This window comes from Pseudomonas savastanoi, assembly GCF_020917325.1.
Taxonomy (GTDB): Bacteria; Pseudomonadota; Gammaproteobacteria; order Pseudomonadales; family Pseudomonadaceae; genus Aquipseudomonas; species Aquipseudomonas amygdali.
Genome location: NZ_CP076652.1, coordinates 3,859,508 through 3,882,495, shown reverse-complemented (window position 1 = coordinate 3,882,495; position 22,988 = coordinate 3,859,508). Strand labels below are relative to the sequence as shown.

The following is a 22,988-nucleotide window of genomic DNA, read 5'->3' as shown; positions in this document are numbered from 1 at the left end:
TCTTACTCCTTTGAAGGTTCGGTAGGGTTGCCGACAGACCAGACGCCACGCAGGGCGGGTACCCACGGCAACATGAGAAGGGGGTAGACGATCAACAGGCTGAAGGCAGCTTCGACTCCGATTCGTTCGGACAGCAGCCCGAGCAGAAACGGTGCCAGCAGGAGCGCCACGCCGACCGCCTGTGACGCTTGCGTGCTGAGCGCGGAGCTTGCGTGGGGCGCAACGCGCATGGCGGATCCCAGGATCAGCGGAAAGAAGTTGCCCAGACAGGCACCGAGCACGAACGTGAGGATCGCGGTGCCGACCACCCCTTCGATCAACGACAGCACCAGCAGTGTAGCAATGGCGCTCAGTATCACCACGGTCAGCAATGTAAAGGGGGAAACCCGGCGCAGCGCATAGCTGCTGACCAACCGCCCGCAGACGGTGCCGGCAAAGTAAAGACTCATCAGCGTAGCGGCGACCGACGCGCTGGTCTGTACGTGGGTCTTGATGTATTCCGCGCCCCAGAACCCCACACCCCATTCCGCCGAGATGCCCAGAATCACCAGTGCCCACAGGCTGAGCCGAACCAGACGCTGTGGGCGCAGGCTATCGGCTATTGGCGACGACCCGGCCTGGCCGGGCATGGCCCGATGGATCGTCTGCGGTGCGCAAAACATGATCAATGCCCATGCGCTGATCAGCAGCGGAGCCATGCGCCACGACAGCCCGATAGCCGTCGCTGCGCCCACCAGCAGCGCGCCGCCCAGCACACAGAGGCCTGCTACGATGTGGGCTTCCACCAGTTTCGCGGCGGCCTGCTGGCCATAAAGTTTGCCGAGCATGGCCTGTCCGACAGCCATCACCAGACCTCCCGAGAACCCCATCAGTACGCTGCCGGGCAGGGTCATGGTTAAACCGCTGGCGATCGAAAACAGCCCGCTGGCCAGCACAATCGAACCGATAGCGATACGTCCGGTGCCGATGGGCAGTGCCCGGCTTTCCAGCCAGCGATACGGAATTCCGATCAGTACCAGCCCCAGCGCATAGGCGGCAAAATGCAGGCCGGTCCAGCGCAGATCAAGATCGAATTCGGCACGCAGAAACGGCATCAGCGGCCCGAGCATGCCTTGCTGAGCCCCGAACAGGCCGAACATCAGGTAAATCGACCAGGGCCGCCGCTCCGTTCCTGCTGGCGCAGACGACGAGGGCGGCTGCGTCGAAGGGATGTGGGCCATGTCGGTCATAGGCCCGCCTTTGTGTCGAACAGTGAATGCCAGCGTGCACAACGGGCGACCTTGGCATGGCTGGCCTCGATTGCATTCAGCGCCTTGAGATCGACGGTCGCCAGGGTCTCGCTCGAGACGCCGCCGACCACCACCTTGCCGTAGTGTCGGCTGATTGCAGCAGCGTCCGGCGAAAGCATCCAGCCAAGCGCCTGTACCGCCTGTTTCGCACGTTGCGAACCGGCGCGGCAGCCGAACACTTCGAACTCGTAACGACGTGCGTCATCGGGGACGCACCAGCGCAAGGAACTGTGCTGCGCTGCTGCGCGAGTGGCCGCCGTGGAAACCGTAACGCCGACGTATGCACGGCCTTCGGTCACAGCGTCTATCGGCGCTGTGGAAGACCCGCTGATCGAAGGTCGCAATTGTGCCACTTGAGCCAGCATGCCCCAGGCCCCCTCGCCATACGCTTCCAGCAACGCGCTCAGGTGCAGATAGCCTGCACCGGAGCGGCCCGGATCTGGCAGGGCAATGCGCTGCGCCCACTCTGGCGCGCAGAGCGCCTCCCAGGAGAGTGGCGGCGTGAGGCCGTGTGCGGCGAGCACTTCAGGATCAAAGCAAAAGGCTGGCACGAAGCCTGAAGGGCTGAACCAGCGCCGGTCAGCGGCAATCGCCTGTGCAGGCAAGGTCGAGCAGTCAAGCGCGTCAAGAATCAGCAGCTGTGAGTTCAGTGCGGGATCAAGCAAGGCGGTGGCCGCAGTTCCCAACAACAGGTCCCAGTCGCCCGCCGTGCCGTTGCTCACGCGGTCGATCAGCTCTGATGTGGACCAGCGAGAGAGGCGCACGGGCACCCCGATATGCTCGCTGATGCCTGCCACGAACTCGGCCAGTTCGGCATTTTCCATCGAGCTGATAGCGATAAGTTCATCCATGTCAGGCCTCAATCCAGCAGTCCATGCAGTTTGGCGTATTGCAGCAGCATGATGGTCTTGCCGTCGCAGATCGCTCCGGTGTCTATCATCGCCAGCGCTTCGTCCAGAGGCAATTCAAGAACCTCGATTTCTTCGCCTTCCGCCTCCAGGCCACCTCCGTCGCTCAGCTTGTTTTCGTCGAAATATTCACCGACAAAAAAATACAGACGCTCGGTCACCGACCCCGGGCTCATGAACGCCTCGAACACCTTGCGCACTTCCTGAATGCGATAACCGGTTTCTTCCTCGGTTTCCTTGCGGATACAGGTGTCTGGATCGTCACGATCCAGCAACCCTGCGCAGGTTTCGACCAGCATGCCATCGTGCTCGTTGACGAACGCGGGAAAGCGGAACTGCCGGGTCAGGACGACGGTCTGCTTCAGCTTGCTATAGAGCAGGATGGTTGCGCCGTTGCCCCGGTCGTAGGTTTCGCGGGTCAGTGTGCGCCACGTGCCGTCGCGCCCCTGAAAGTCATACGTGGTCTTGCGCAGTACGTACCAGTTGTCCGAGAGCACATCGACCTTTTTGATTCGTACCCGGTCCTGGGTGGTCAGCGCCTTGCTCATGCTTTCGCTCCCAGGTGAGTGGCGTAGGGAGCAACTGTCAGCAGGCGTGCGACCATTTCCGGATCACGGTGCTCGGGGGCGGTCATCACCGCCGTATCCAGTGCATGATCGCACCCGGATGAACAGGCCCCCTTATGTTCGCCCAAACGCGTGACGGCTTCGGTGACCAGACGACGGGTCAGTGCGAACGTATCAGCCATTCTCTGGGCAACCAGCGTCGCGTTGACCTCCTCATGGGATTCGTGCCAGCAGTCGAAGTCCGTGGGGATGGCAATCATTGCGTAGCAAAGCTCTGCTTCACGCGCCAGTTTGGCTTCCGGCATTGCGGTCATACCGATCACGGTGCCGCCCCATTGGCGATAGAGACTGGATTCGGCACGCGTCGAAAACTGCGGCCCTTCCATGACCACGTAGGTGCCGCCATTGAGAGCCTGTACATCAGCGGTTTCTGCAGCGCTGGCCAACACCGAGCGCATGCGCCCGCACACAGGGTCGCCAAACGGTACGTGGCCGACCAGGCCCGGGCCGAAAAACGTCTTGTCACGCTTGATCGTTCGATCAATGTATTGATCGATCAGCACGAAACTGCCTGGCGGTGCGTCGTGGCTCAGACTGCCCACGGCACTTACCGATAACAGCTGAGTGCAGCCGACACTGCGCAGCGCGGCGATATTGGCGCGCACGTTGATGAACGCTGGCGGGATGGTGTGCCCGACACCGTGGCGCTGTACGAAAGCCACTGGCACATCATTGAGGGTGCCCAGCGTGACGGGGGACGAGGGTTTGCCGAACGCCGTTTCGCACTCGACAAGCTGTATGTCTTTCAAACCGGGCAATTGCTGAAGGCCACTGCCGCCGATGATGCCGATACGTTGAGTCTGCTGGTGAGCCAAGGGGGTATTCATACGCTGCCTCTGGTCTTCAAGGTGGTTTCGGGGTGTCCGGCAGTCACCAGACGCTCATACAGTTCGGAAAGCGCGGTGGGTGCGCTGCCGCGTCGCAGCAGCAGGCCTTCACTGGCGTTGTTGCTGTAGCGTGGTTCGTGAATTTTCAAGTGCCGGTCAATCGCTGGCAGGTAGTTCCAGCGCACGCCCGGGTACAGCGAGTGCGCCAGATGGTAGGCATCCGATGTTGGCGCGATGAACACGCGGATCAGCCATCCGCTAACACCGAAATAATCGGTGGGGCGGCCTGCCAGGTACTCAAGATCGCGGCGGTCTCTGGACGTCCCTTCGACAAACCAGCGGTGCTCGGTGAGCAGTGACACCCAGGCAAATACCGGGTATGAGGTCAGCAATGGCACCAGCCAGCCAAACAGCACGCCTTTCCAGCCGCCTGCCCAGTAGAGCAGGGCGGCAACCGTCATCAGGCACAGCACACGGACCGCTGTGGTCAGGTGCGAGTGATTCAGCAAACTGTTGCGCGCCATGGTGCTCAGATTGACCCAGGCACCCTGAGGCGTCAGCGGATAGAGCAACAATGAATGAAATTTTCCGGGGGATATTCCGGCCACGTAGCCACCTGCGTGTACCCGCGCGCGGTTGGGGTCAAGATGCGGATGATTGGGGTTGCGATGATGTTCCAGCGTGTGGGTCTGGTGTCGGCTGCGCATGTCGCGTTTGAATGCCGGGAACTGATAGAAGATGTTGCTCAGCCACCACTGCCATTGGTGATTAGGGCATAGCGCAAAATGCACGGCGTTATGACCGAACTCCTGCAGCGCCCGAAACCGTCCGCCGCTCCAGAGCACGACCAACAGCCATGTCAGCGGTGACGAGTAGAGCGATGCGAGCAGTACGGCGGCCACGATATCCAGCCATGTCCAGATGAACGGCAGCGGCGCAAGCCATTCATCCAGCGGTCGGTAGTAGTGCTCCTTGCGGTCGGGAAGCCTTGGTATCAGACGCAGCAATCGCAATATGCGCTGCGTGTCGCGGTAATAAAAAGCCACGGTCGCACGCAAAGCCAACGCAGTGGCGATCAGGGCAGCCAGAACAAGGTGCGATGTGCTCATGGTGCTCATGGTCAGGCACTCCCGGTCTTGGCGAGCAGGGCGTGACCGTGCGTGAAGCGCTCAAGCAGATCGCCCAGGCCACTGAACAGCGGGGCGCCGCTGAGCTGCAGGCGTTGGTAGTCCTGATGACCTGTCGAAACCAGAACCGGTGACCAGCCCACTGCCTGCGCGACGTCGAAATCATGCAGCGTATCGCCGACAAACAAGGTTCGTGAGGCGGGCGTGCCCAGTTTTTTTTGCAGCACTACGGCTTCGGCCGTTTTGCTGGTGGCCTGGTTATGGCTCAGACCGACGACATGCTCGAAACTGTCAAACAAACCCTTGGCTCGGAGGGTTTGTACCAGAACGTCGCAGTGCGATGCCGACAGGATCGAAACGCCGATCCCGAGCTGGCGCGCCGCATCGAGAAACTCGATCACGCCCGGTTGCAGCGGGCATTGAGCGACATTTGCGTCAAAGTGTTCGAGGTAGTGTTTGACGATGACAGAAAAGGGCACACGGTCCAGATCAAAGCCGAGCGACGCGTAGAAACCGGCAATCGGAAAATCGAACCTGGCCCGATATTGCTCGGCGGTTACAGGCGCGACACCAAAATGCTCGCCGCAGCGATTCACGGCGAAGACAGCAAGATCGATGTCGTCGATCAAAGTACCGTTCCAGTCGAACACCACATGCTCGATGCCGGAAAAATGCAGGATATCGTCAATCATTGTCGAGTATTCCGAGAAAGTAGGGCGTTAAGCGCAATGCGCGACACAATTGCCGGCGCATAAACCCGGGCGGGGTTGACCACCAGATTGGTCACTCCGATCTGTGTTTCCAGTGCACGGCGGTTGTCCGCCGAGAGCGAGCCCAGCCCGGCACCGTACCAGTGGTCGAAACGGGTGCGCCATGTGCGTTCCCCCGAGGTTTCCGGGAAACGAAAGTCTTCGGTCGTGGCCATGTTCCAGGCACCGTCGACGACACCGCACAGCAAGCCTTGCAACTGATGGCAACCGAGCGAGCGGTCCAGCAGTGCATCAAGGCGTTGATCGATGCAGTCGGCTTCAAGCGCGCCGATGGTCATGCCCTGGCTGTAAAGCGGATTCATGCTGCTCAAGGCATCACCCACGACCAGCAAACCCTCTGGCCAGCGCTCGAGACGGTCGTAATGAGTACGGCGACTGCCGGGCATTCTGAAGGTAAAGACCTCGGACAGTGGCTCGGCCTCGCGGATGACATCATGGATGTCTGGCACAGGCAGGCCGGCCAGTGCCTGAAGGAACTCGTCCGGATCCTTGCCGGGGAAGTTGCCGAACCAGCCACCGGTGGTGACCATCCAGCGATCGCCCTCGATCGGGCTGATGACCCCCATCGAACGTTGGGCCGGAGCGGTCGGCAGCACCAGCAGTACTTGCCATTGTTCAGCGAAGGCAGGCAGCCGTTTGTAGATGCGCGATGCGTAGCCCAACTCGGTCTTGACCACGCTGTTCTGCACGCTGCCAAAGCCTGCTTCTTTCAGCCAGGAAGGCATGTGCGTGCCCCGGCCACTGGCATCCACCAGCAGGTCGCAGGACAGGCTGCGCTCGCCCGAGCCGTCATCAATGATGACGCCGCTTACCTGACCTGGCTTTTCAACACCTGCAAACTCGATACGCGTTACCCGCGTACCCGAAAGAACAGTGACCTGCGGGACTGTCGTCAGGCAACGGCGCAACTGGTTGTCGATGAGCCTGCGGCTGCAGTAGTGAGCCTCGATACCGCTGCGATAACGATTTTTCCAGCGGCCGCGCTGGTACCACTTCACATCATGTCCGAGGTCCGCTACCTGAGCGCCGTTTTGTTCAAGTGCGCTCAGCAGGCCCGGGAAGATCCGCTCCATGATCTGCTTGCCGCGTAACAGCAACAGGTGCACATGATGCTCTTGAGGGAGGCTCTGACGCGGCCCCGTCTCGTCGTGAAAGTCGCCTTTCTCGACAACGGTGACACGCTCGAAACGGCGTGCCAGTACAGCAGCGGTCAGGCAGCCTGTGACACTGCCGCCAATCACTACCGCATGGCCCGAACGCAGGGCCGGTTCAACCGGGAGAGTAGTCATTGAGCACCTCGGCGATGTAATGCAGATCGTCGTCCAGCAGGTTCGGATGCAACGGCACCGTCGTCAACGAACGCAGCAACCTGGCAGCGTTGGGGCAATCGCGGTGATACCGGGTCAGCAGCGGCAGTTGATAAAGCGGCTGGTTGTCATATTTGCCGATGTCCGATTCGATGCCGTGGCGTTGCTGGTAGTGCACCAGTTGGCGACCGTCATGCCCCACCGATTGCAGTAGCAGGGAATAGGCATTGACCGCGCCGCCTTTGACGACAGGCAGCTCGCGAAACGCCGGGTTGTCGAGCATTGATAGAAGCTGTTCGCGGTTGCTCATGCGGCGTTCAAGATGCGAATAGAGCTGACGCGAGCGCGCCAGCCCCAGTGCTGCCTGCAGACCGCCCAGTTTCAGGTTGATGCCCAGCGATTCGCCCGTCAGGTTGCCGAAACGGGTATAGGCACGGATACGTCTGGCCCGGTCATCGTCATCGGTCATCACGAAACCGCCTTCGCCGGTCGAGATGAACTTGCAGTCATGGGTGCTGAAACAGCTGATATCGCCATGTCGCGCGAGCCACGTGCCGTCCAGCCGGGTCATGTGGGCGTGGGCCAGGTCTTGAATCAAGGTGATACCGGCTTGTTGCAGAAACGCCCAGGTGTCCTTTGAGCGGATCGGATACCCCCACATGGGCACTTCGATGACTGCGCAGGTACGCGGGCCGATACAGCGCTGCAGGTCTTCCGGGTCCAGACCGAAGCTGTCCGGCGCGACATCACAGAACACCGGCACAAGCCCCAGCGAGAGAATCGGCAGGACCGTACAGATCGGGCCTGTCGGTGCAACGATGACTTCATCGCCCGGCTTGAAGTCGACGCCGGCAAGCGCAGCGGTTACCGACGCCGCACCCGAAGAAACGGCGATCACATGCCTGATGCCATACAGCGCCGAAAGTGCTGCTTCGTATTCGTCGACCACCTGCGAAGTGCCTGTCAGGCCCGAATGCAGGGCGCGCTCCAGCTCATGCAGGTCATCGATCGAATGCATCGGCCCTTTCTGGGTAATGGTGCGCATCTGGGTAATGGTTCGCAGGTTCATTGCGCCACCTTGATTCCTACCAGGTCCCACAGCGCATCGTCTGCAAAAACCCGGTCGACCATTCGCCGGAAGTTGGGAAACATCTTCAGGTCTGCGGTTTCCTGCTGGCTGAAGAAGCGCGCATGCTCGACTTCCCTGTTATCCGGGCAGGCAAGCAGACTGGTCGCCGTGACATAAATCAGGTCCAGGTGATAGTGCGGGCCGCGTTTGTCGTCGATGTATTCGCACAGCACTCTGTAAGGCTGATGCAGTACGGTGACATCGGTTTCGACGTCGGCGAGCTCTTCATCGCGCTCGCCGAGCAGCTCGGCATGAATACCGGTTTCCTCGAAAATTTCCCTGAGCACTGCGACGTCCGGGGTTTCTCCCTGTTCTATGTGCCCGCCCGGGTAAAGCCAGACTCCGAGCTTGCGGTGATGCAGCAGCAGCATCTTCCGTTCCGGGTTCAAGACGAACCCGGACGCGGTGAAATGCCGATCCAGTTGTGAGCGATCGAGTGGTTCGGTCATTTATGCGGCACCATACTGGTTGATGCGATCAGCCATGTAGTCGAGTTCCGCCCGGGTAATGTCCGGATGCACCGGAATCGTCGTCATGCCAGCCAGCAGCGCTTCCGCATTCGGGCATTCGTTGCGGTACTGCGCGAGTGCCGGAAATTCATAGAGCGCCTTGCACCCGTAGCGCTTGATGTCGGACGGGATACCGGCCTCGTCGAGGTAGTCGATGAATGCACGGTTGTCGGCGAAGTGCAGCTCAAGGTTCAGGAAGTAATAGTTGGGCACACCGCCCTCGATGATCTTTTTCTCCCGGACCTTGCTGTGGTCGAGCCTGGCAAGAAAGTAGGCTGCGTTCTCTCGGCGTTGCTGGATCTGGCCCGTCAACGATGCAAGGCGGCTGCCACCCAGTGCCGCTGGCAGTGCCGCGAGTTTGTAGTTGAGGCCGAAATCCTTGCCATTGAGGTTGCCGAAACGACTGTAGTCGCGGCAGCGCTGCGCCAGTGCATCGTCGTCGGTGAGAATGAAGCCGCCTTCACCGGTTGCCAGTGGCTTGCGTTCATGGGTACTGAAGCAGGACAGGTCGCCGAACTGCGACAGCGGGCGGCCTTCCAGGGTAGTGCCGTGCGAATGAGCCAGGTCCAGAATGAGTTTGATACCCAGCTCGTGGGTCAAGGTGCGCAACTCGTCGACTTCGGTCGGATAGCCCCACATCGGAATATCGATGATGGCCTTGGTGCGTGGCGTTATCCGCGCTTTTATCGACACAGGATCGGCGCCAAAACCGTGGGCCCGGGTGTCGACAAAGATGGGGTTGGCCCCGGCCGCGATAATCGGGTAAATCGTGCACAGCGGGCAGCTTGGGGTCAGCAGAACGTCGTCGCCCGGACCGACACCGGACGCATAAATAGCCACGCTTAACGCTGCGCCGCCTGACGATACGGCAATGGCGTGTTGTGCTTCGAACCAGGCGGCGAGCTTGCTCTCGTACTCACCGACCACATCGCTGGTGCCCGACAGTGGGCGTTCCAGTGTCAGTTGCATGGTCAGCAGGTCATCGGCGTAAACCGGGCGATATTTATCCGAGACAGCAGGTCGAGCAGTTGCGCTATTGGAAAGACTGGACATTTTTGCAAGCTCCGAAAACAGGCATTGGGTTGGCGTAGAGGGTCAGGCACTCAGAGCAAGGTCTGGTCGAGCCATGGCGTCTGCATTACAAATGCTCTCGATGACCTGGTAGGTCGGTCGCAGGCTTTCGAAGCTCGCTTCATAGGCGGTGTTGGTACGAACGGAATGGAAAAACTGTTCCAGCTCGCCGAAGTAGCCGCTGCGCTCATACCCGGAATCAAGAGGCCCCGGCTGCCATGCGCCTCTCCAGCGTTTGCCCGGACCGGTAGCGCTGGTGCCGTGTTCCGGCTCGTGCATGGTGATGTTCCACAGGTTATTGAGCTCGACCATCATCGAGTTCGAACTGACGATCTTCATGTCGAATTCGAAGTAGGGGAACATGGTGCCGCTGAGCAGGCTGACACTGGCACCCGTGGTGAATTGCAGCTCCAGACTGACCAGCAACGAATCGCCATGACGCTGCACTCGGGATTCGATATCACGCAGCTCGCCGCCGCCGAACGTGACGCCCAGGTCGATCGTATGAATGGCCTGGGCGAGCAGGAAAGACCTCAATGTCGAATCGAGGCCCCAGAGTGGCGATGTGGGCTTGCTGGCGTAGTGGTTGAGCTGGATATGCACGATCTGGCCGAATTGCTCGGCACTGGTCATCTGGCGCAACTGGCGCATGGGCTTGGCAAATTTGAAGTTCATGCCGACGCCGGTGATCACTTTCGCGCGGCGACTTGCATCGATCAGCTCTTCCAGCTCGGCAAGGGTGAAGCAGGGCGGCTTCTCGACAAAAACATGCACGCCTTTGGCCATCGCCTTGAACGCAAGATCGCGATGAGCCTGCGGCGGGCAGGCCATGACAACGGCATCGAGTCCGGCTTCTGCGAGCATGTCGTCGAAATTGTCCGTGATCATCACGTTCGATACGAAACGATTGATCTGCTCGGCTCGACTGCGATCACTGTCGCAGACCGCCACAATACGAATGTCCGGCATTTGCAAAAGCGTGGGCAGCAGATTTTCCTGCATCTGTGCGCCGAGACCAACGATGCCAACTTTGAGTCCAGTCATAATCATCTCCGTCTTGAAAAGTCAGATGTAGTTCATTGGAAAACAAGGGTGAGCGCGTACACGAATCCCGTGACGGATTACCCGCAGGGCAAACCGAATGAGTTCGATGTTCGTCTTGAGTCGGTAGAGCCGGGCAGTGATGCCCTAAGGTGTGGGGTCAGTCTGGTAGCGAAGGCTGCCATCGCTTGTTGCAGACAGGCCTGTGACGGGCGTCATCAGGTCAGGGCCGTGGGGAGTCCGGGGTATTCTGGACAAACCACTGTGCTGGCTGCCTGTCAGGGTATGGACATGAAAATCGAGGGGGTTCAAGAAACCGGAACGCCGGGAGCTTTTGTTGTTCTGACTGATTCCAGGGAGGATCAGTACACGTGCGCAGTGCTCATGCGGGGCAGCGAGCGGGGAGTGACAGCTTTCGTTCGGGCAAGTATTCATCTATTGAATCCTCCTTGAACATCCGATTCTTCCATGGCCGCTGAGTGATCCTGCAGGGAACATCTCAACAGTTAGTTGCACTAACCTAGTGCGGAAATGAATCTACCCCAGCCATTTGTGCATAGCAACCAGCGGCCATAGACCGAAAACACATAAGGAAATGTTATGCAGATTATGCTTTGGTATTAAGTTTTATGAAACATTTAGCAATGCTTTTGATATTAAAGGACTTTTCCAGATTCTTTTTTTCAAATACTGGCTTTATGCCTTCTTTGGTTAATGGAATTATTCATGTTCAAAAGCGTTTTGGAACCTGCTCGAGGTGAGCGCCTGACATATGTTTGTTTAACTAATCAGTTTTTGAAATGCCGGGTTGTCGACTCGGTGCAATCCGATTCCAAAAAGGAGCATGCATGACCTCTTTCAGCACCGCAGCCCAGGATGCCAAGGCTCGGGCGGAACAATCCTCAACGCGTATAGCGTTTTTCATTGCCGGTTTCAGTGTGGCGTCCTGGGCGCCACTGGTGCCTTACGTCAAACAGCGGATGGGCCTTGATGAGGGCACGCTCGGGCTTTTGTTGCTGTGCCTCGGCGTAGGCTCGATTCTCTCGATGCCGTTGGCCGGTGCGCTGGCTGCGCGGTTTGGCTGCCGGCGGTTGTTGGTCTGCTCGACGGTATTGATCTGTCTGTGTTTACCGCTATTGGCGACGATATCCAGTCTGCCGCTACTCATCGCCACGCTGTTTCTGTTTGGCGCGAGCATGGGGGGTTTGGATTGCACGGCCAACGTTCAGGCTGTGATTGTCGAGCGTGCCAGCGGCAAGACCATGATGTCGGGGTTCCATGGCCTGTTCAGCCTTGGCGGTATCGTCGGCGCTGCCGGTGTAGCCGGTCTGCTCAGCCTGGATATTTCACCTTTCCAGTCGATGCTCGTCGTGGTGATGCTGACCTTGATGGCGCTGGCCAAGGCCGCTCCGAACCTGTTGCCTTATGGCAGCCCGTCCGACGGACCTGCCTTTGCGATCCCGCGTGGCGTGGTGCTGTTCATCGGTCTGCTGTGCTTCACCGTCTTCCTGGCCGAAGGTGCAATGCTGGACTGGAGCGCGGTGTTCCTGACGTCATTGCGCGGCGTCGAAGCGTCCTACGCCGGGCTTGGCTACGCAGTCTTTGCGGTGACCATGACGCTGGGGCGGCTGTCTGGCGACGCCATTGTGCGGCGGGTCGGCTCCAACCGGGTCATCATTCTGGGCGGCTTGTGCGCTGCGGGTGGCCTGGCGGTTGCCACGCTGATTCCGGTCTGGCAGGCGGCGTTGCTGGGTTACGCATTGGTGGGGGCAGGGTGCTCGAACATCGTACCGGTCTGCTACAGCGCGGTCGGTCGGCAGAAGACCATGCCGGAAAGCGTGGCGATCCCGGCGATCACCACGGTCGGTTACGCCGGGATTCTGATTGGTCCTGCGGCAATCGGTTTCATCGCCCATGTCAGCAGCCTTGAGCTGGCGTTCATGATCGTTGCCGTGATGTTGCTGGGCGTGGCAATAGGCGGCAGCAAACTCAGGACCTGATTCTGACTACAACGTGCGCGCCATCCCCGACACCCGGATCGAACTCCCGGGCTGCTCGGGGATTTCCGCGCGCAGTCGTGACGGGCTGCCCATGTCCTCGCCCTGAATGATGTCTATCAGGCCACCGTGCGGCCAGCCTGTATCGCGCAGATAACCCCCCAGGGCAGCCGTGGCCGCACCGGTAGCCGGGTCTTCATAGACGCCACCGAAGGCAAACGGGTTGCGAGTGTGGAACAGCTGTTCGGTTTCGGCCCATACCAGCAAAATAGTCGCCCAGCCTTCGCGTACCATCAGCTCCCGACCGGCCTGCTGGTCATAGTGCATGGCCTTGAGCTGCGCCCGGTTGTGCAGCGCCAGCACCAGGTGCCCGGCACCGCCGTTGATGTGCGCTGGCTTGATGCGTTCATCCAGATCGCTGTGCGTATAGCCGAATAGCGCCAGGGCTTCTTCCAGCAACTGCGCACCGATCGGCTTGCTGAAGGTCGGTGGCGATTGCAACGCTGCCGAAGTCAGAGAGCCTTGCGCATGGCCCTCGACAGTGATCTGCGCCTGATTGAGTATCAGGTTGAACACGCCGTCGCCTTGCCGTGCCGCCAGCGCTGCGCCCAAAGCGATGGTCGCGTGTCCGCAGAACGGGACCTCTGCCAGCGGCGAGAAATAACGCACCCGCCAGCAACCTTCCACGGGAGCGGCAAACACGGTTTCGGAAAAGCCGACCTCGGCGGCAAGCTGCTGCATGACGACGTCATCGGGCAACGCATCGCCAATCCACACGCCTGCCGGGTTTCCACCGCGATCGCCATCGCTGAATGCCGCCAGTTTGAGTATTTCAGTTGTCATTGAAGGGTGTCCTTGCCGTGGTCAGTGGGCGACAGTGTGCAACGGGGCTGATTTGATAATCCAGTGAGAAGAACTGATGCAGTGCATCTATATGGCTGATGCCTGAGCGCCTGCGCAGACGTCTTCTCTCAAAGCACCTCACACCTTGCCATACGCCGCTGCACTACACGTTCACGCAGTGCGTCATAGGCCCAGTTGAACAGCATGGTGTAAGGCAGAAACATCAGCAGCAGGCCGATATCCAGCCAGAATGCTTCCATCAGGCTGATCGTCAGCCACCATGCGGCCAGTGGCACGACGGCCAGAATCAGTCCGGCTTCGAAACCTGTTGCGTGCAGCACGCGAGTGGTCAGGCTCATGGCAAACCCGTACCTGTTGCGCAGCCTGTCGAACAGGGCGTTGTAGAGCATGTTCCAGAGCATGGCGATGGTGGAGATCATCACTGTCATGGCCCCCATCATTGCCAGCGAATGGTTCATGAGCCAGGCCAGCAGCGGCGCGACCAGAATCACGCCGCCGATCTCGAACAGGCTGGCGTGCAGCGCCCTTTCACGCAGGGTTTTGGACGCTACGGATGCGTGCTGGCTGGCGTGTTTTGGGCTGTTGCTCATGATAAGACTGTCCTTTGTGCTCGTGGGTGGCAGCATTATTATCGGTGTTTGCGTTAACCTGAAAATCAATACCATCGGTAAAGCCGATAAGAGAGTGTCATGAGTTATTCGCCGGAAGCCCTGGAAGCCTTCGCCCAGATTGCCGCGCTGGGTTCGTTCAGTGCGGCTGCACGCCGTCTGGGCAAGAGTCAGTCGACGATCAGTGAAGCAATCGCCCGCCTGGAGATCGATCTTGGGCTGGAGCTGTTCGATCGCTCTTCCAGGCAGCCGGTTCTGACCGAAGCCGGGAGGGTCATGCTCGGCCGTGTCGATGACCTGTTGTGCGCCTCGGACCGACTGCGCCGCGCCGCTGCACGGCTTGCGGCAGGCGTCGAGCCAAGGCTGACGCTGGTGCTGTCGGACGCCAACCAGTTCGCCGATTTCGAGCGGCTGATGACCGAGCTGGATCAGCGCTTTCCGGAGCTGGAGATGGAATGCGTATTCGCCGAGCACGGTGATGCCATCAGCCTGGTGCAGTCGGGCAGGGCATCATTGGGGCTGCTGTCGGCGCAAGCCAGCTACCCACCGGAGATCGGTCACGCGACCATCGACGAAAGTGCCGATTTCGGTCTGTTCGTCTCGCATAAACATCCACTCGCCGCGCTGGAACGGGTCGATTATCAGCAACTGGCAGGTTACCGCGCATTGCGCCTCAACACGCTGGTCGAGCACAGCATCCCCACCGACGACCTGCCCACCAGCGGCCATCGTCATTGGTCAGCGCCCAATTACCTGCTGTTGATGGACATGGCTGCCTTCGGTTTTGGCTGGTCGGCGTTGCCGCGCTGGCTGGTGTCGCGCTATTCGGGCGGGCTGCTCAAAGAGCTGAAGGTCTCGGGCTGGCCGCGTCGCTCGGCGGTCGATGTCATCTGGTCATTCCAGCGCAGCCTGGGGCCAGCAGGTGCATGGCTGCTGGAGTCGCTTGTGCCGTTTGCCGGAGAGTAAACGGATCGGCTCTCATAACCGGCAGTCAGCAGTCGCGGGGCTTGCTGATTTCCAGCTATAAAGCACAGACTTTCAACACTGTCGGGCAGGGTAACGCATGACATTCGACTGGCACTCCGATCCTGTTACACGTGATACCCCGGTGGACGACCGCTACCGAAATACGCAGAACGTGAGGCGCTTCATGACCGGACAATGCGGGCCGTCGTTCAGGTTCAACCGGCCATTCATGGCGTGGATCACTAATGGCGAGCCTAAAAACATGGGCCAGGTCGTGGATGAATGGTTGCGTCTGCGAACAGCAGGATCGGAATGAGCTGACGTCGTGTGCTGTTGGAGGGCTGCCCGCCCGGGCTCGCTCTGGCTGTATCGAGAAGCACATACCGCCCTGACTTTCGAAAATCATCGATTTTCGAATGCAAAATGCCATTATTTTTGCAACTGAGCGTTTTTTCTCGTAGCGTGCTCGTGCCGCCCTGCCTGAAGGGAACGCGGCGTAACCAACACCGCAGGTGCCTCCGCCGTGACCCCGACAGATCTACAACATCTCCAGAGCCGATTATCGGCTCTGGAGCAGGAAAACGCCTCGCTTAAAGAGCGCCTGAGCGTCAGTGGTCAGGAGGCCGAAAACGCTCTGGCGCACTCTCAGGAGCGTTATCGTTTTCTGTTCAACGCGATGGATGAAGGCTTTTGCATCATCGAGTTCTTTGACGGCCCGCACGGCCCGTTGAGCGATTACATTCATATTGAAGCCAACCCGGCTTACGAGTATCACGCCGGCATTCCCAATGTGGTGGGCAAGAAGCTGCGCGAGATGGTTCGCGAAGAGGCGGATGGCTGGGTCGAGTTCTACGGCAAGGTATTGCGCACCGGTGAGCCGGTCCGCTTCGAGCGCGAGCTGGTGGCGACCGGACGCTACCTGGCACTGACCGCGTTCCGCATCGAGCCGGCCAGCCGCAAGCAGGTAGCGGTGTTGTTTCAAGACATCACCGAACGCAAGCGCGCAGAGCTGGCGTTACAGCAGATGAATGAAACGCTTGAGGCTCGTATTGTCGAGGCCGTCGCCGAGCGCAATGTGCTCGCCGATGTCGTCAATGGCACCAATGCATTCATCCATGTCATCGACGCCAATTACCGCTGGATGGCCATCAATGGCTCAGCGCTACGCGAGTTCGAGCGTCTTTTTGGCGTCCGTCCTCAGGTAGGCGACAATATGCTCGACCTGCTGGACGATTGTCCGCAGAGCAAAGCGGGCCTTAAACAGCGCTGGACGCGGGCGTTGGCAGGCGAGGAGTTTGCCGAAAGCGTCAGCTTCAGCGATTCGAAGGATCCGGCCAGCCACTTCGAAATGCGCTACAGCACGCTGCGCGATGCACAAGGCCAGGCCATTGGCGCGTATCTGTTTGCCTACGACGTCAGCGAACGGTTGCGCGAGCAGGAACGCCTGGCTCAGGCTGAGGACGCCTTGCGTCAGTCGCAGAAGATGGAAGCGGTTGGTCAGTTGACTGGCGGTATCGCCCACGATTTCAACAACCTGCTGACCGGTATCACCGGCTCGCTGGAACTGCTCAAGACGCGCATGAGCCAGGGCCGTTTCACTGAAATAGATCGCTATATAGGGGCTGCGCAGGATGCATCCAAGCGTGCTGCTTCGCTGACTCACCGCCTGCTGGCGTTTTCACGTCGACAGACGCTGGACCCCAAGCCGGTCGATATCAACCGGCTGGTGATCGGGATGGAAGAGCTGATTCGACGTACGGTCGGACCTCACATCACGCTGGAAGTCGTGACCTCGGTCGGGTTGTGGTCGACGTTCATTGACGCGCCGCAACTGGAAAACGCGCTGTTGAACCTGTGTATCAATGCCAGGGATGCCATGCCGCGAGGCGGGCGAATCACCATCGAAACCGCCAACCGGTGGATTGACGAGCGCGGCTCCCAGAGCCGGGAGCTGACACCGGGGCAATACCTGTCGCTGTGTGTCAGTGACACCGGTACCGGCATGTCGCCTGAGGTTATCAACCGCGCGTTCGACCCGTTTTTCACCACCAAGCCACTCGGGCAGGGCACGGGTCTGGGATTGTCGATGGTGTACGGTTTTGTGCGCCAGTCCGGTGGGCAGGTGCGTATCTACTCTGAGCCCGAGCAGGGCACGACCATGTGCCTGTACCTGCCGCGTCATTACCTTGGGGTCCCGGAAGAAGTCGAGGCTGTCGAGACTTGCGAATCGGCGCCTGCGCAGACCGAGCGTACGGTGATGATTGTCGACGATGAGCCGACCATCCGCATGCTGGTGGCCGAAGTGCTGGAGGATCAGGGGTATATCCCGATCGAGGCGGGCGAGGGCGCGTCTGCGCTGAAGATGCTGGAGTCCGATATGCGTATCGACCTGCTGGTGACCGACGTCGGGTTGCCTGGCGGCATGAACGGTCGGCAACTGGCGGATGCCGCGCGCATCATTCGACCAGACCTTAAAGTGCTGTTCATCACCGGTTACGCAGAGAACGCCATCATTGGTAACGGCCATCTGGATCCGGGGATGTGGGTGCTCACCAAGCCGTTCACCATGGACGCGTTCGCCAGCCGCATCTACGAAATGATCGAGCGCAAGGATTAAGCCCAAAACCGTCAGCGGGCAGGCAGCGTCTGGAATTCGCCTTTCGACAAGCCCTGCACGTCGTTGCCCATGCTGTCACGGATGGTCAGGTCGGCGCCTTGGTCGGTCAACGCCTTGAGCACTTCAGTGCGTTTGAACAGCGCCGCGTACATGGCCGCCGTCTGCCCGGCATTGTTGGTCAGGTTTGGGCCGCAATCGGCCTGAACCAGGCGCTTGGCGATGCTCAGTTCACCCTTGAAAATCGCTCCCATCAGTGCGGTGTTGCCGCGATTGTCCTTGGCGCAAGGGTCTGCACCGGCATTGATCAGGCGTTCCACAGAGTCTTCATGGCCGTGATAGGCCGCCAGAATAAGGCCGGTATAACCTTGTTCGTCACGCACGTTGAGGTCGTAATGGGCTTCGATGAAGGTGTCCAGCATCGGGTTGTTGCCTTCACGGGACGCGTCGAAAAACAGCGTGCGCAGCTGGCTGGCGGTCTGTTCAGCGGTCAGTTCGGGGGCGGCTGCCGGGGCAGGTGGTGTTGCGTTTGCGGCTGCAGCAAACAGCAGCAAGGCATAGATCAGATTTTTCACAGGCGTTCTCCTGGCTGGAACCGCCCCGGCGTCGGAAACGCCAGGGCGGGACATCAGATCATCAGTCTTTGAGGCTTGCAGCCAGCGACTTGACCTTGCTCAGATCGCCCTTGGCGACTTCGGTTACCCGAGTGCCATAGTCCGGATCTGCCTTGTACAGGAACGACAGCATGATGTTCTTGCTTTCGGTGTCGGTGTCAGCCAGCGATTCACCAAAGCTCTGTACCAGGTCGGTCTTCTCTTTAGGGCTGTAGGAGCGATACAGATCACCCGCCTGCTTGAAGTTCTGCTCACGCGTAATCTTCGCCTGCTGGGTGGTGCCGCTGATCGGCAGTTCGCTGTAGCGCGCTTTTTCGTCGGCTGGACGTGGCTCCAGACGGCTCGGCTCATAGTTGACGCCGCTGGTGGTGTGACCGGTATTCAGAGCACCGTCCTGATTACCGTTGTTCACCGCAACCTTGGGCTGGTTGACCGGCAGGCTCAGACCATTCGCGCCCAGGCGATACATCTGGGTGTCGGCGTAGGAGAACACACGGCCTTGCAGCAGACGGTCCTCGGAAGGCTCGATACCAGGAACCAGGTTAGCCGGGGCCATGGCGACCTGTTCGGTTTCCTGGAAGAAGTTGTCGACGTTCTTGTTCAAGACCATCTGACCGATTTTCTTCTCAGGGACGTCAGGCCAGATCTTGGTGGCGTCCAGTGGGTCGAAGTCGAATTTCGACAGCTCTTCAGGCTTCAGGACCTGAACGTACAAGTCCCATTTCGGGAAGTCGCCTTTTTTGATGGCACCGACCAGATCGTTGGTCAGATGGCTGTAGTCCTTGGACTGGACCTGAGCGACTTCTTTCGGATCGAGGTTCTTGATGCCTTGCAGGCTTTTCCAGTGGAACTTGACGTAGTGCACTTCGCCTTTGGCATTCACCAGTTTGTAGGCGTGTACGCCGTTGCCGTCCATGAAGCGATAGCCTGCAGGCGTACCCTCATTTGAGTACAGCAGGGTCAGCGTACGTGTGGCTTCCGGAACATGCGAGAAGAAGTCAAAGCGACGCGAATCGTTGTCCAGGTTTGTACGCGGGTCAGGTTTGAAGGCGTGGACCATGTCCGGGAACTTGATGGCGTCACGGATGAAGAAGGTCGGAAAGTTGTTGCCTACCAGGTCCCAGTTACCGTCTGCCGTGTAGAACTTGGTGGCGAAGCCGTGTGGGTCGCGCAGGGTTTCAGGCGAGTGGTTGCCATGGACAACGGAGGAAAAGCGCACGAAGACCGGGGTTTTTTCGCCCGATTTGAACACCGTGGCCTTGCTCAGATCGCTGATATCGGCCGATGCGGTGAACTCACCTTTGACGCCCGTGCCGCGGGCATGGACCACGCGCTCCGGGATACGCTCGCGATCAAAGCGCTGCAGCTTTTGCAACAGCTGCACATCTTGCAGCAGGACAGGCCCTTGGGCGCCTGCAGTCTGAGAGTTCTGATTGTCGCCGACGACGGCACCATTGTCGCGAGTCAGGGTGTCTGCTGCATAGGCGGTCGGAACCGTAACGAGACCGACTGCAGTCAAACACACCATGTGTCTGGACCAGTTTAATAACGGCATTTTGAATCCCTCATATTTTTAGTAGGCCGGTTAATCTTAGGCGCGTGAGGGCAGGGCGGTGATTATAAAAATATATCGGGGTGATTAAGATAAATACTGAGAGGGGAAAGGAACCGAGTAAAAAACTTTCACAATTAGTTGAATAATTTCCTTGGGTATGAGGAAAACGGGCTACAGGTGAACGTATAAAAAATCATGGTTTTATTTATGTATCATTATGAAAATAAAAGAATTTTTATTAAATGTTGGTATTAATAAAAGGCACGTTTAATCACGCCATTCGGGGTTAATAGTAATCATTATCATTTTGAAAGCTCTTCATTAATACAGTGCTTGCGCCCCATTGTGGAACGATCGTGCAACTAAATAATGTGACATTCAAGATTGCTGGCTTTTTGATATTGTCTTCTGAGGTCGTCGTATAAGTTACAACTAAGTTATCCTGCGGCAAAGTGACATTATCGGTTTTGAAAGCGTTGACGCGCTATCATGTGGCCACACCTTGTGCAGCCACGCCGCGTTTAATGGAGCCCCTCGTCTCATGCCCACCATCATGTTGCTACAAACCCCGCCACCGGAGTTCATCCGTAGCCAGATCCAGCAGATGGTCGTGGACTACGTGACCGACATCAGCATGGTAGCCATTTCGCCGAGCAATCCGCTGTACAACCTTTATCAGTATGGCGTGGGGTATGAGGTGCATCTCTACCTGAATGCCATGGACGGCTCACAAAACCTGGCGGTCGAACTGATCGTCGCGCTGGACGATGAGGACCCGGAAACCGTATTGGGGTTTTTACTGTACCTGCCTGTGCAGGATGATCCACAGGCTTGTGCCGTGGCCTATATGGCGGTGCGCGAAAGCCATCGTCGCCAGGGCATTGCACGCTCGATGCTGAATAAAATGGTCGGTCGCTACCCGCACGCAGAACTGTATTGCGTAGTGGGCAAGGTGGCGTATTTCGAGGCGATGGGCTTCCAGGTCCTGGGCGCGCGCGGCCCGCAGGTCATCATGAATACCCTGGATCACGGAACGGACGGCCTGCTTGCGGTCATGGACATCGCTCCGGTCTACAGCTCGGTGGAGGTGCGTCAGATTCATGCGTACCTGCTCAAACAGCACGGCAAGAGCGCGATGCTCGATGCAGAGAAGCAGCGTGACCGCCATCTCGACCGCATGACCCGGGATGCCAGGGCGTTCGCCGAGCAGCGTCTTGAAAACCCTGGCGTGCCGGAAGGTGTTGCGCAAGCGTCAAGGCTGCACTGACAGCCAGCGTGTGGCGCAGGCAGACCTGTATTGATAGACGGAAGTAGTTGCACAAGCGCTATCTATCAAAAAGTGGGGAGTGCGTTGGAACGATCCAAATGGAGTGAAGTCATTATGACATCACGACTATTTGGTCACTCTCAGGCACGGATGTCGCCCCTCATTCAGCAACAGGTAAGCCCCATGAATTTCCTGCGTCAGTCCAAGTTTTCGACCAAGCTTCTTTCGGCATTCATTTTCTGTGCTCTGATCACACTGGCCGTTGGTGGCCTGGGCATGGTCGGGGTTACCCGCTTGGGCAACGCGCTTGAGCTTACTTTTTCCAACAACCTTGTTTCTGTCAGCAACACCAATGAAACGCTGACCAGCCTCACCGCACACAACCGTGGACTGTACCGTTTGCTGGATGCGCAGGATGGCGGTGTCCCTGAAGCCGACAGGGAACGTGTTCGTCAGGCGTTGAGCGAAGATCTGGCTCGCGCGCAGAAAGTGTTTGCGACTTACCGTGCAACGCCTCTGGAAGATGACGAGCGTGCCGCCGGTGACCAGTTTGAGCTGATGATGCCCGGCTACGTTGCCGGAGCCCAGCAGATCGTCGACCTGATAAGGGCCGGTGATAACGACGCTGCCCGCACCCGACTGAACACGCTGTCCTCGGAAAGCTTTACCAAGTTGCGTAGCTATATGCGCACTATAATCGACTCCAACAACCGTCAGATCAAAGAGGGTGCTACGGCGGCTGCCGATCTGCGGAACTCTTCGGTGATGATGCTGGAAATCGGCGTAGTCATCGCCTTCCTGGTAGCAATCATGCTGGGACTGTCGATCACCCGCATGATTACCCGGCCGTTGGCGGTAGCGGTGGCAAGTGCTCAGCGCATTGCCGGTGGCGACCTGACCCAGCCGATTGTTTCTGACCGTGGCGATGAGGCTGGGCAGCTGCTGGACGCGCTGTCCGACATGCAGACCGGTCTGAAAAATACCATTCAACAAATTGCCAGTGCTTCGGACCAGTTAGCCTCTGCTGCCGAAGAATTGAGTGCGGTTACCGATGAAAGCACCCGCGGACTGACTCGCCAGAACGACGAAATCCAGCAGGCTGCGACTGCTGTGAATCAGATGACTGCTGCGGTTGAAGAAGTGGCGCGTAATGCCGTGTCGACGTCCGAAGCGTCGAAGGCTGCAACCGATGATGCAGTCGATGGTCGTGGTCAGGTGGATCACACGGTCAAGGGCATCACCACCATGGTGCACGAGATTACCGAGTCCACTGGCGCTGTATCAGAACTGGCCGGGCACGTGCGGGAAATCAGCAAGGTGCTGGATGTTATTCGCAGTATTGCCGAACAGACCAACCTGCTGGCCTTGAATGCCGCCATCGAAGCCGCGCGTGCCGGCGAACAGGGTCGTGGTTTTGCGGTGGTGGCTGATGAGGTTCGTGCCCTGGCGCACCGTACCCAGGCCTCGACAGTGGAAATCGAAGGCATGATCAGCACCGTGCAGTCCGGGGCCGATGGCGCTGTTGCGGCGATGGGCAAGAGCCTGTCACTGGCCACCGATACTCAGGAGCTGGCGCTGCGTGCCGGTGCCGCGCTGGAAAAAATCACCCTGGGTGTGGCGACCATCAACGAGCGCAACCTGGTCATTGCTTCCGCTTCCGAAGAGCAGGCCCAGGTCGCCCGCGAGGTGGACCGCAACCTGATCAACATTCAGGACCTTTCGACCCAGAGCGCCGCAGGTGCCAACCAGACCAGCGCTTCGAGCCAGGAACTGTCGCGACTGGCCACCTCGTTCAATTCGCTGGTCGCCAACTTCAAGCTTTGAGTTGTTTCAACACGGTACTGTCTGGCGCACGTCTTTGCCTTTTCGGTGGCTAAATTCCGCACTGGCATGAAAAAG

Annotated in this window: 21 protein-coding genes and 1 pseudogene; 7 read left to right on the top strand and 15 right to left on the bottom strand. The window is 58.9% G+C overall.

The features are described 5' to 3' along the window. Positions 1–2: 2 nt before the first annotated feature. From KP808_RS16285 to KP808_RS16235, 11 genes are read right to left on the bottom strand one after another with little or no spacing between them, the layout of a single operon-like run. A complete protein-coding gene (locus KP808_RS16285; RefSeq protein ID WP_230016490.1) occupies positions 3–1,229 on the bottom strand; it encodes an MFS transporter in 1,227 nt (408 codons plus the stop codon). After that, complete coding sequence (locus KP808_RS16280) at positions 1,226–2,140, bottom strand: ABC transporter substrate-binding protein (protein ID WP_230016489.1); 915 nt, start codon at positions 2,138–2,140, stop codon at positions 1,226–1,228. The genes KP808_RS16285 and KP808_RS16280 overlap by 4 nt, the downstream gene beginning before the upstream one ends. An 8-nt stretch (positions 2,141–2,148) precedes the next feature. After that, positions 2,149–2,745 (bottom strand): GDP-mannose pyrophosphatase NudK, encoded by a 597-nt coding sequence (gene nudK / locus KP808_RS16275; protein WP_058409091.1) that lies wholly within the window; start codon positions 2,743–2,745, stop codon positions 2,149–2,151. Further along, on the bottom strand, positions 2,742–3,650 hold the full coding sequence (gene mtnP / locus KP808_RS16270) for an S-methyl-5'-thioadenosine phosphorylase (protein WP_058409090.1): 909 nt from the start codon (positions 3,648–3,650) through the stop codon (positions 2,742–2,744). Before mtnP ends, nudK begins: the two co-directional genes overlap by 4 nt. Further along, positions 3,647–4,768, bottom strand: coding sequence for a fatty acid desaturase family protein (locus KP808_RS16265; protein WP_230016488.1), 1,122 nt, complete (start codon positions 4,766–4,768; stop codon positions 3,647–3,649). The genes mtnP and KP808_RS16265 overlap by 4 nt, the downstream gene beginning before the upstream one ends. 2 nt (positions 4,769–4,770) lie before the next feature. Next, positions 4,771–5,469, bottom strand: a complete 699-nt coding sequence (locus KP808_RS16260; RefSeq protein ID WP_058409089.1) for an HAD family hydrolase — start codon at positions 5,467–5,469, stop codon at positions 4,771–4,773. Beyond that, positions 5,466–6,836: an FAD-dependent oxidoreductase gene (locus tag KP808_RS16255; RefSeq protein ID WP_058400942.1), complete on the bottom strand. Its 1,371-nt coding sequence runs from the start codon at positions 6,834–6,836 to the stop codon at positions 5,466–5,468. The genes KP808_RS16260 and KP808_RS16255 overlap by 4 nt, the downstream gene beginning before the upstream one ends. Continuing rightward, complete coding sequence (locus KP808_RS16250; protein WP_219169533.1) at positions 6,817–7,923, bottom strand: DegT/DnrJ/EryC1/StrS family aminotransferase; 1,107 nt, start codon at positions 7,921–7,923, stop codon at positions 6,817–6,819. The genes KP808_RS16255 and KP808_RS16250 overlap by 20 nt, the downstream gene beginning before the upstream one ends. Then, entirely contained in the window at positions 7,920–8,432 is a 513-nt protein-coding gene (locus KP808_RS16245) for an NUDIX hydrolase (protein WP_058400944.1), read from the bottom strand. Before KP808_RS16245 ends, KP808_RS16250 begins: the two co-directional genes overlap by 4 nt. Then, a complete protein-coding gene (locus KP808_RS16240) occupies positions 8,433–9,545 on the bottom strand; it encodes a DegT/DnrJ/EryC1/StrS family aminotransferase (protein WP_058400945.1) in 1,113 nt (370 codons plus the stop codon). A 42-nt stretch (positions 9,546–9,587) separates the two neighbouring features. Next, positions 9,588–10,607: a Gfo/Idh/MocA family protein gene (locus tag KP808_RS16235; protein ID WP_058400946.1), complete on the bottom strand. Its 1,020-nt coding sequence runs from the start codon at positions 10,605–10,607 to the stop codon at positions 9,588–9,590. An 845-nt stretch (positions 10,608–11,452) separates the two neighbouring features. On the opposite strand from KP808_RS16235, the gene KP808_RS16230 reads away from it, so the two are divergent. Continuing rightward, positions 11,453–12,604 carry an MFS transporter gene (locus KP808_RS16230; RefSeq protein ID WP_230016487.1) on the top strand — a complete coding sequence of 384 codons (1,152 nt, stop codon included), beginning with the start codon at positions 11,453–11,455 and terminating at the stop codon, positions 12,602–12,604. 6 nt (positions 12,605–12,610) lie between these two features. On the opposite strand, the gene KP808_RS16225 is transcribed toward KP808_RS16230, so the two are convergent. Together KP808_RS16225 and KP808_RS16220 are read right to left on the bottom strand one after the other, a co-directional pair. Continuing rightward, positions 12,611–13,444 carry a PhzF family phenazine biosynthesis protein gene (locus KP808_RS16225; RefSeq protein WP_230016486.1) on the bottom strand — a complete coding sequence of 278 codons (834 nt, stop codon included), beginning with the start codon at positions 13,442–13,444 and terminating at the stop codon, positions 12,611–12,613. Positions 13,445–13,572: 128 nt separating this feature from the next. Continuing rightward, positions 13,573–14,055: a multidrug/biocide efflux PACE transporter gene (locus tag KP808_RS16220; RefSeq protein ID WP_230016485.1), complete on the bottom strand. Its 483-nt coding sequence runs from the start codon at positions 14,053–14,055 to the stop codon at positions 13,573–13,575. A gap of 99 nt (positions 14,056–14,154) precedes the next feature. On the opposite strand from KP808_RS16220, the gene KP808_RS16215 reads away from it, so the two are divergent. The 3 genes from KP808_RS16215 to KP808_RS16205 all read left to right on the top strand — a co-directional run bounded on the left by KP808_RS16215 (position 14,155) and on the right by KP808_RS16205 (position 17,656). After that, a complete protein-coding gene (locus KP808_RS16215; RefSeq protein ID WP_054996450.1) occupies positions 14,155–15,039 on the top strand; it encodes a LysR family transcriptional regulator in 885 nt (294 codons plus the stop codon). Between the two features lie 97 nt (positions 15,040–15,136). Then, positions 15,137–15,355 carry a DUF6434 domain-containing protein gene (locus tag KP808_RS16210; protein WP_058400950.1) on the top strand — a complete coding sequence of 73 codons (219 nt, stop codon included), beginning with the start codon at positions 15,137–15,139 and terminating at the stop codon, positions 15,353–15,355. Between the two features lie 207 nt (positions 15,356–15,562). Next, on the top strand, positions 15,563–17,656 hold the full coding sequence (locus tag KP808_RS16205) for a hybrid sensor histidine kinase/response regulator (RefSeq protein ID WP_058400951.1): 2,094 nt from the start codon (positions 15,563–15,565) through the stop codon (positions 17,654–17,656). 11 nt (positions 17,657–17,667) lie between these two features. Here KP808_RS16205 and KP808_RS16200 read toward each other — a convergent pair whose 3' ends face one another. Together KP808_RS16200 and katB are read right to left on the bottom strand one after the other, a co-directional pair. Beyond that, a complete protein-coding gene (locus KP808_RS16200; RefSeq protein WP_058400952.1) occupies positions 17,668–18,228 on the bottom strand; it encodes an ankyrin repeat domain-containing protein in 561 nt (186 codons plus the stop codon). 61 nt (positions 18,229–18,289) lie between these two features. After that, positions 18,290–19,795, bottom strand: a complete 1,506-nt coding sequence (gene katB, locus KP808_RS16195; RefSeq protein WP_058400953.1) for a catalase KatB — start codon at positions 19,793–19,795, stop codon at positions 18,290–18,292. Between the two features lie 568 nt (positions 19,796–20,363). On the opposite strand from katB, the gene KP808_RS16190 reads away from it, so the two are divergent. From KP808_RS16190 to KP808_RS26225, 3 genes and pseudogenes are all read left to right on the top strand, one after another. Next, the gene (locus KP808_RS16190) at positions 20,364–21,089 is read left to right on the top strand and encodes a GNAT family N-acetyltransferase (protein ID WP_230016484.1); all 726 of its coding nucleotides are present in this window, start codon (positions 20,364–20,366) and stop codon (positions 21,087–21,089) included. Positions 21,090–21,203: 114 nt separating this feature from the next. Next, positions 21,204–22,007 (top strand): annotated as a pseudogene (locus tag KP808_RS26230) (MCP four helix bundle domain-containing protein); the annotation flags it as partial. 42 nt (positions 22,008–22,049) lie between these two features. Next, positions 22,050–22,913 (top strand): methyl-accepting chemotaxis protein, encoded by an 864-nt coding sequence (locus KP808_RS26225; RefSeq protein WP_404944481.1) that lies wholly within the window; start codon positions 22,050–22,052, stop codon positions 22,911–22,913. Positions 22,914–22,988 lie beyond the last annotated feature (75 nt).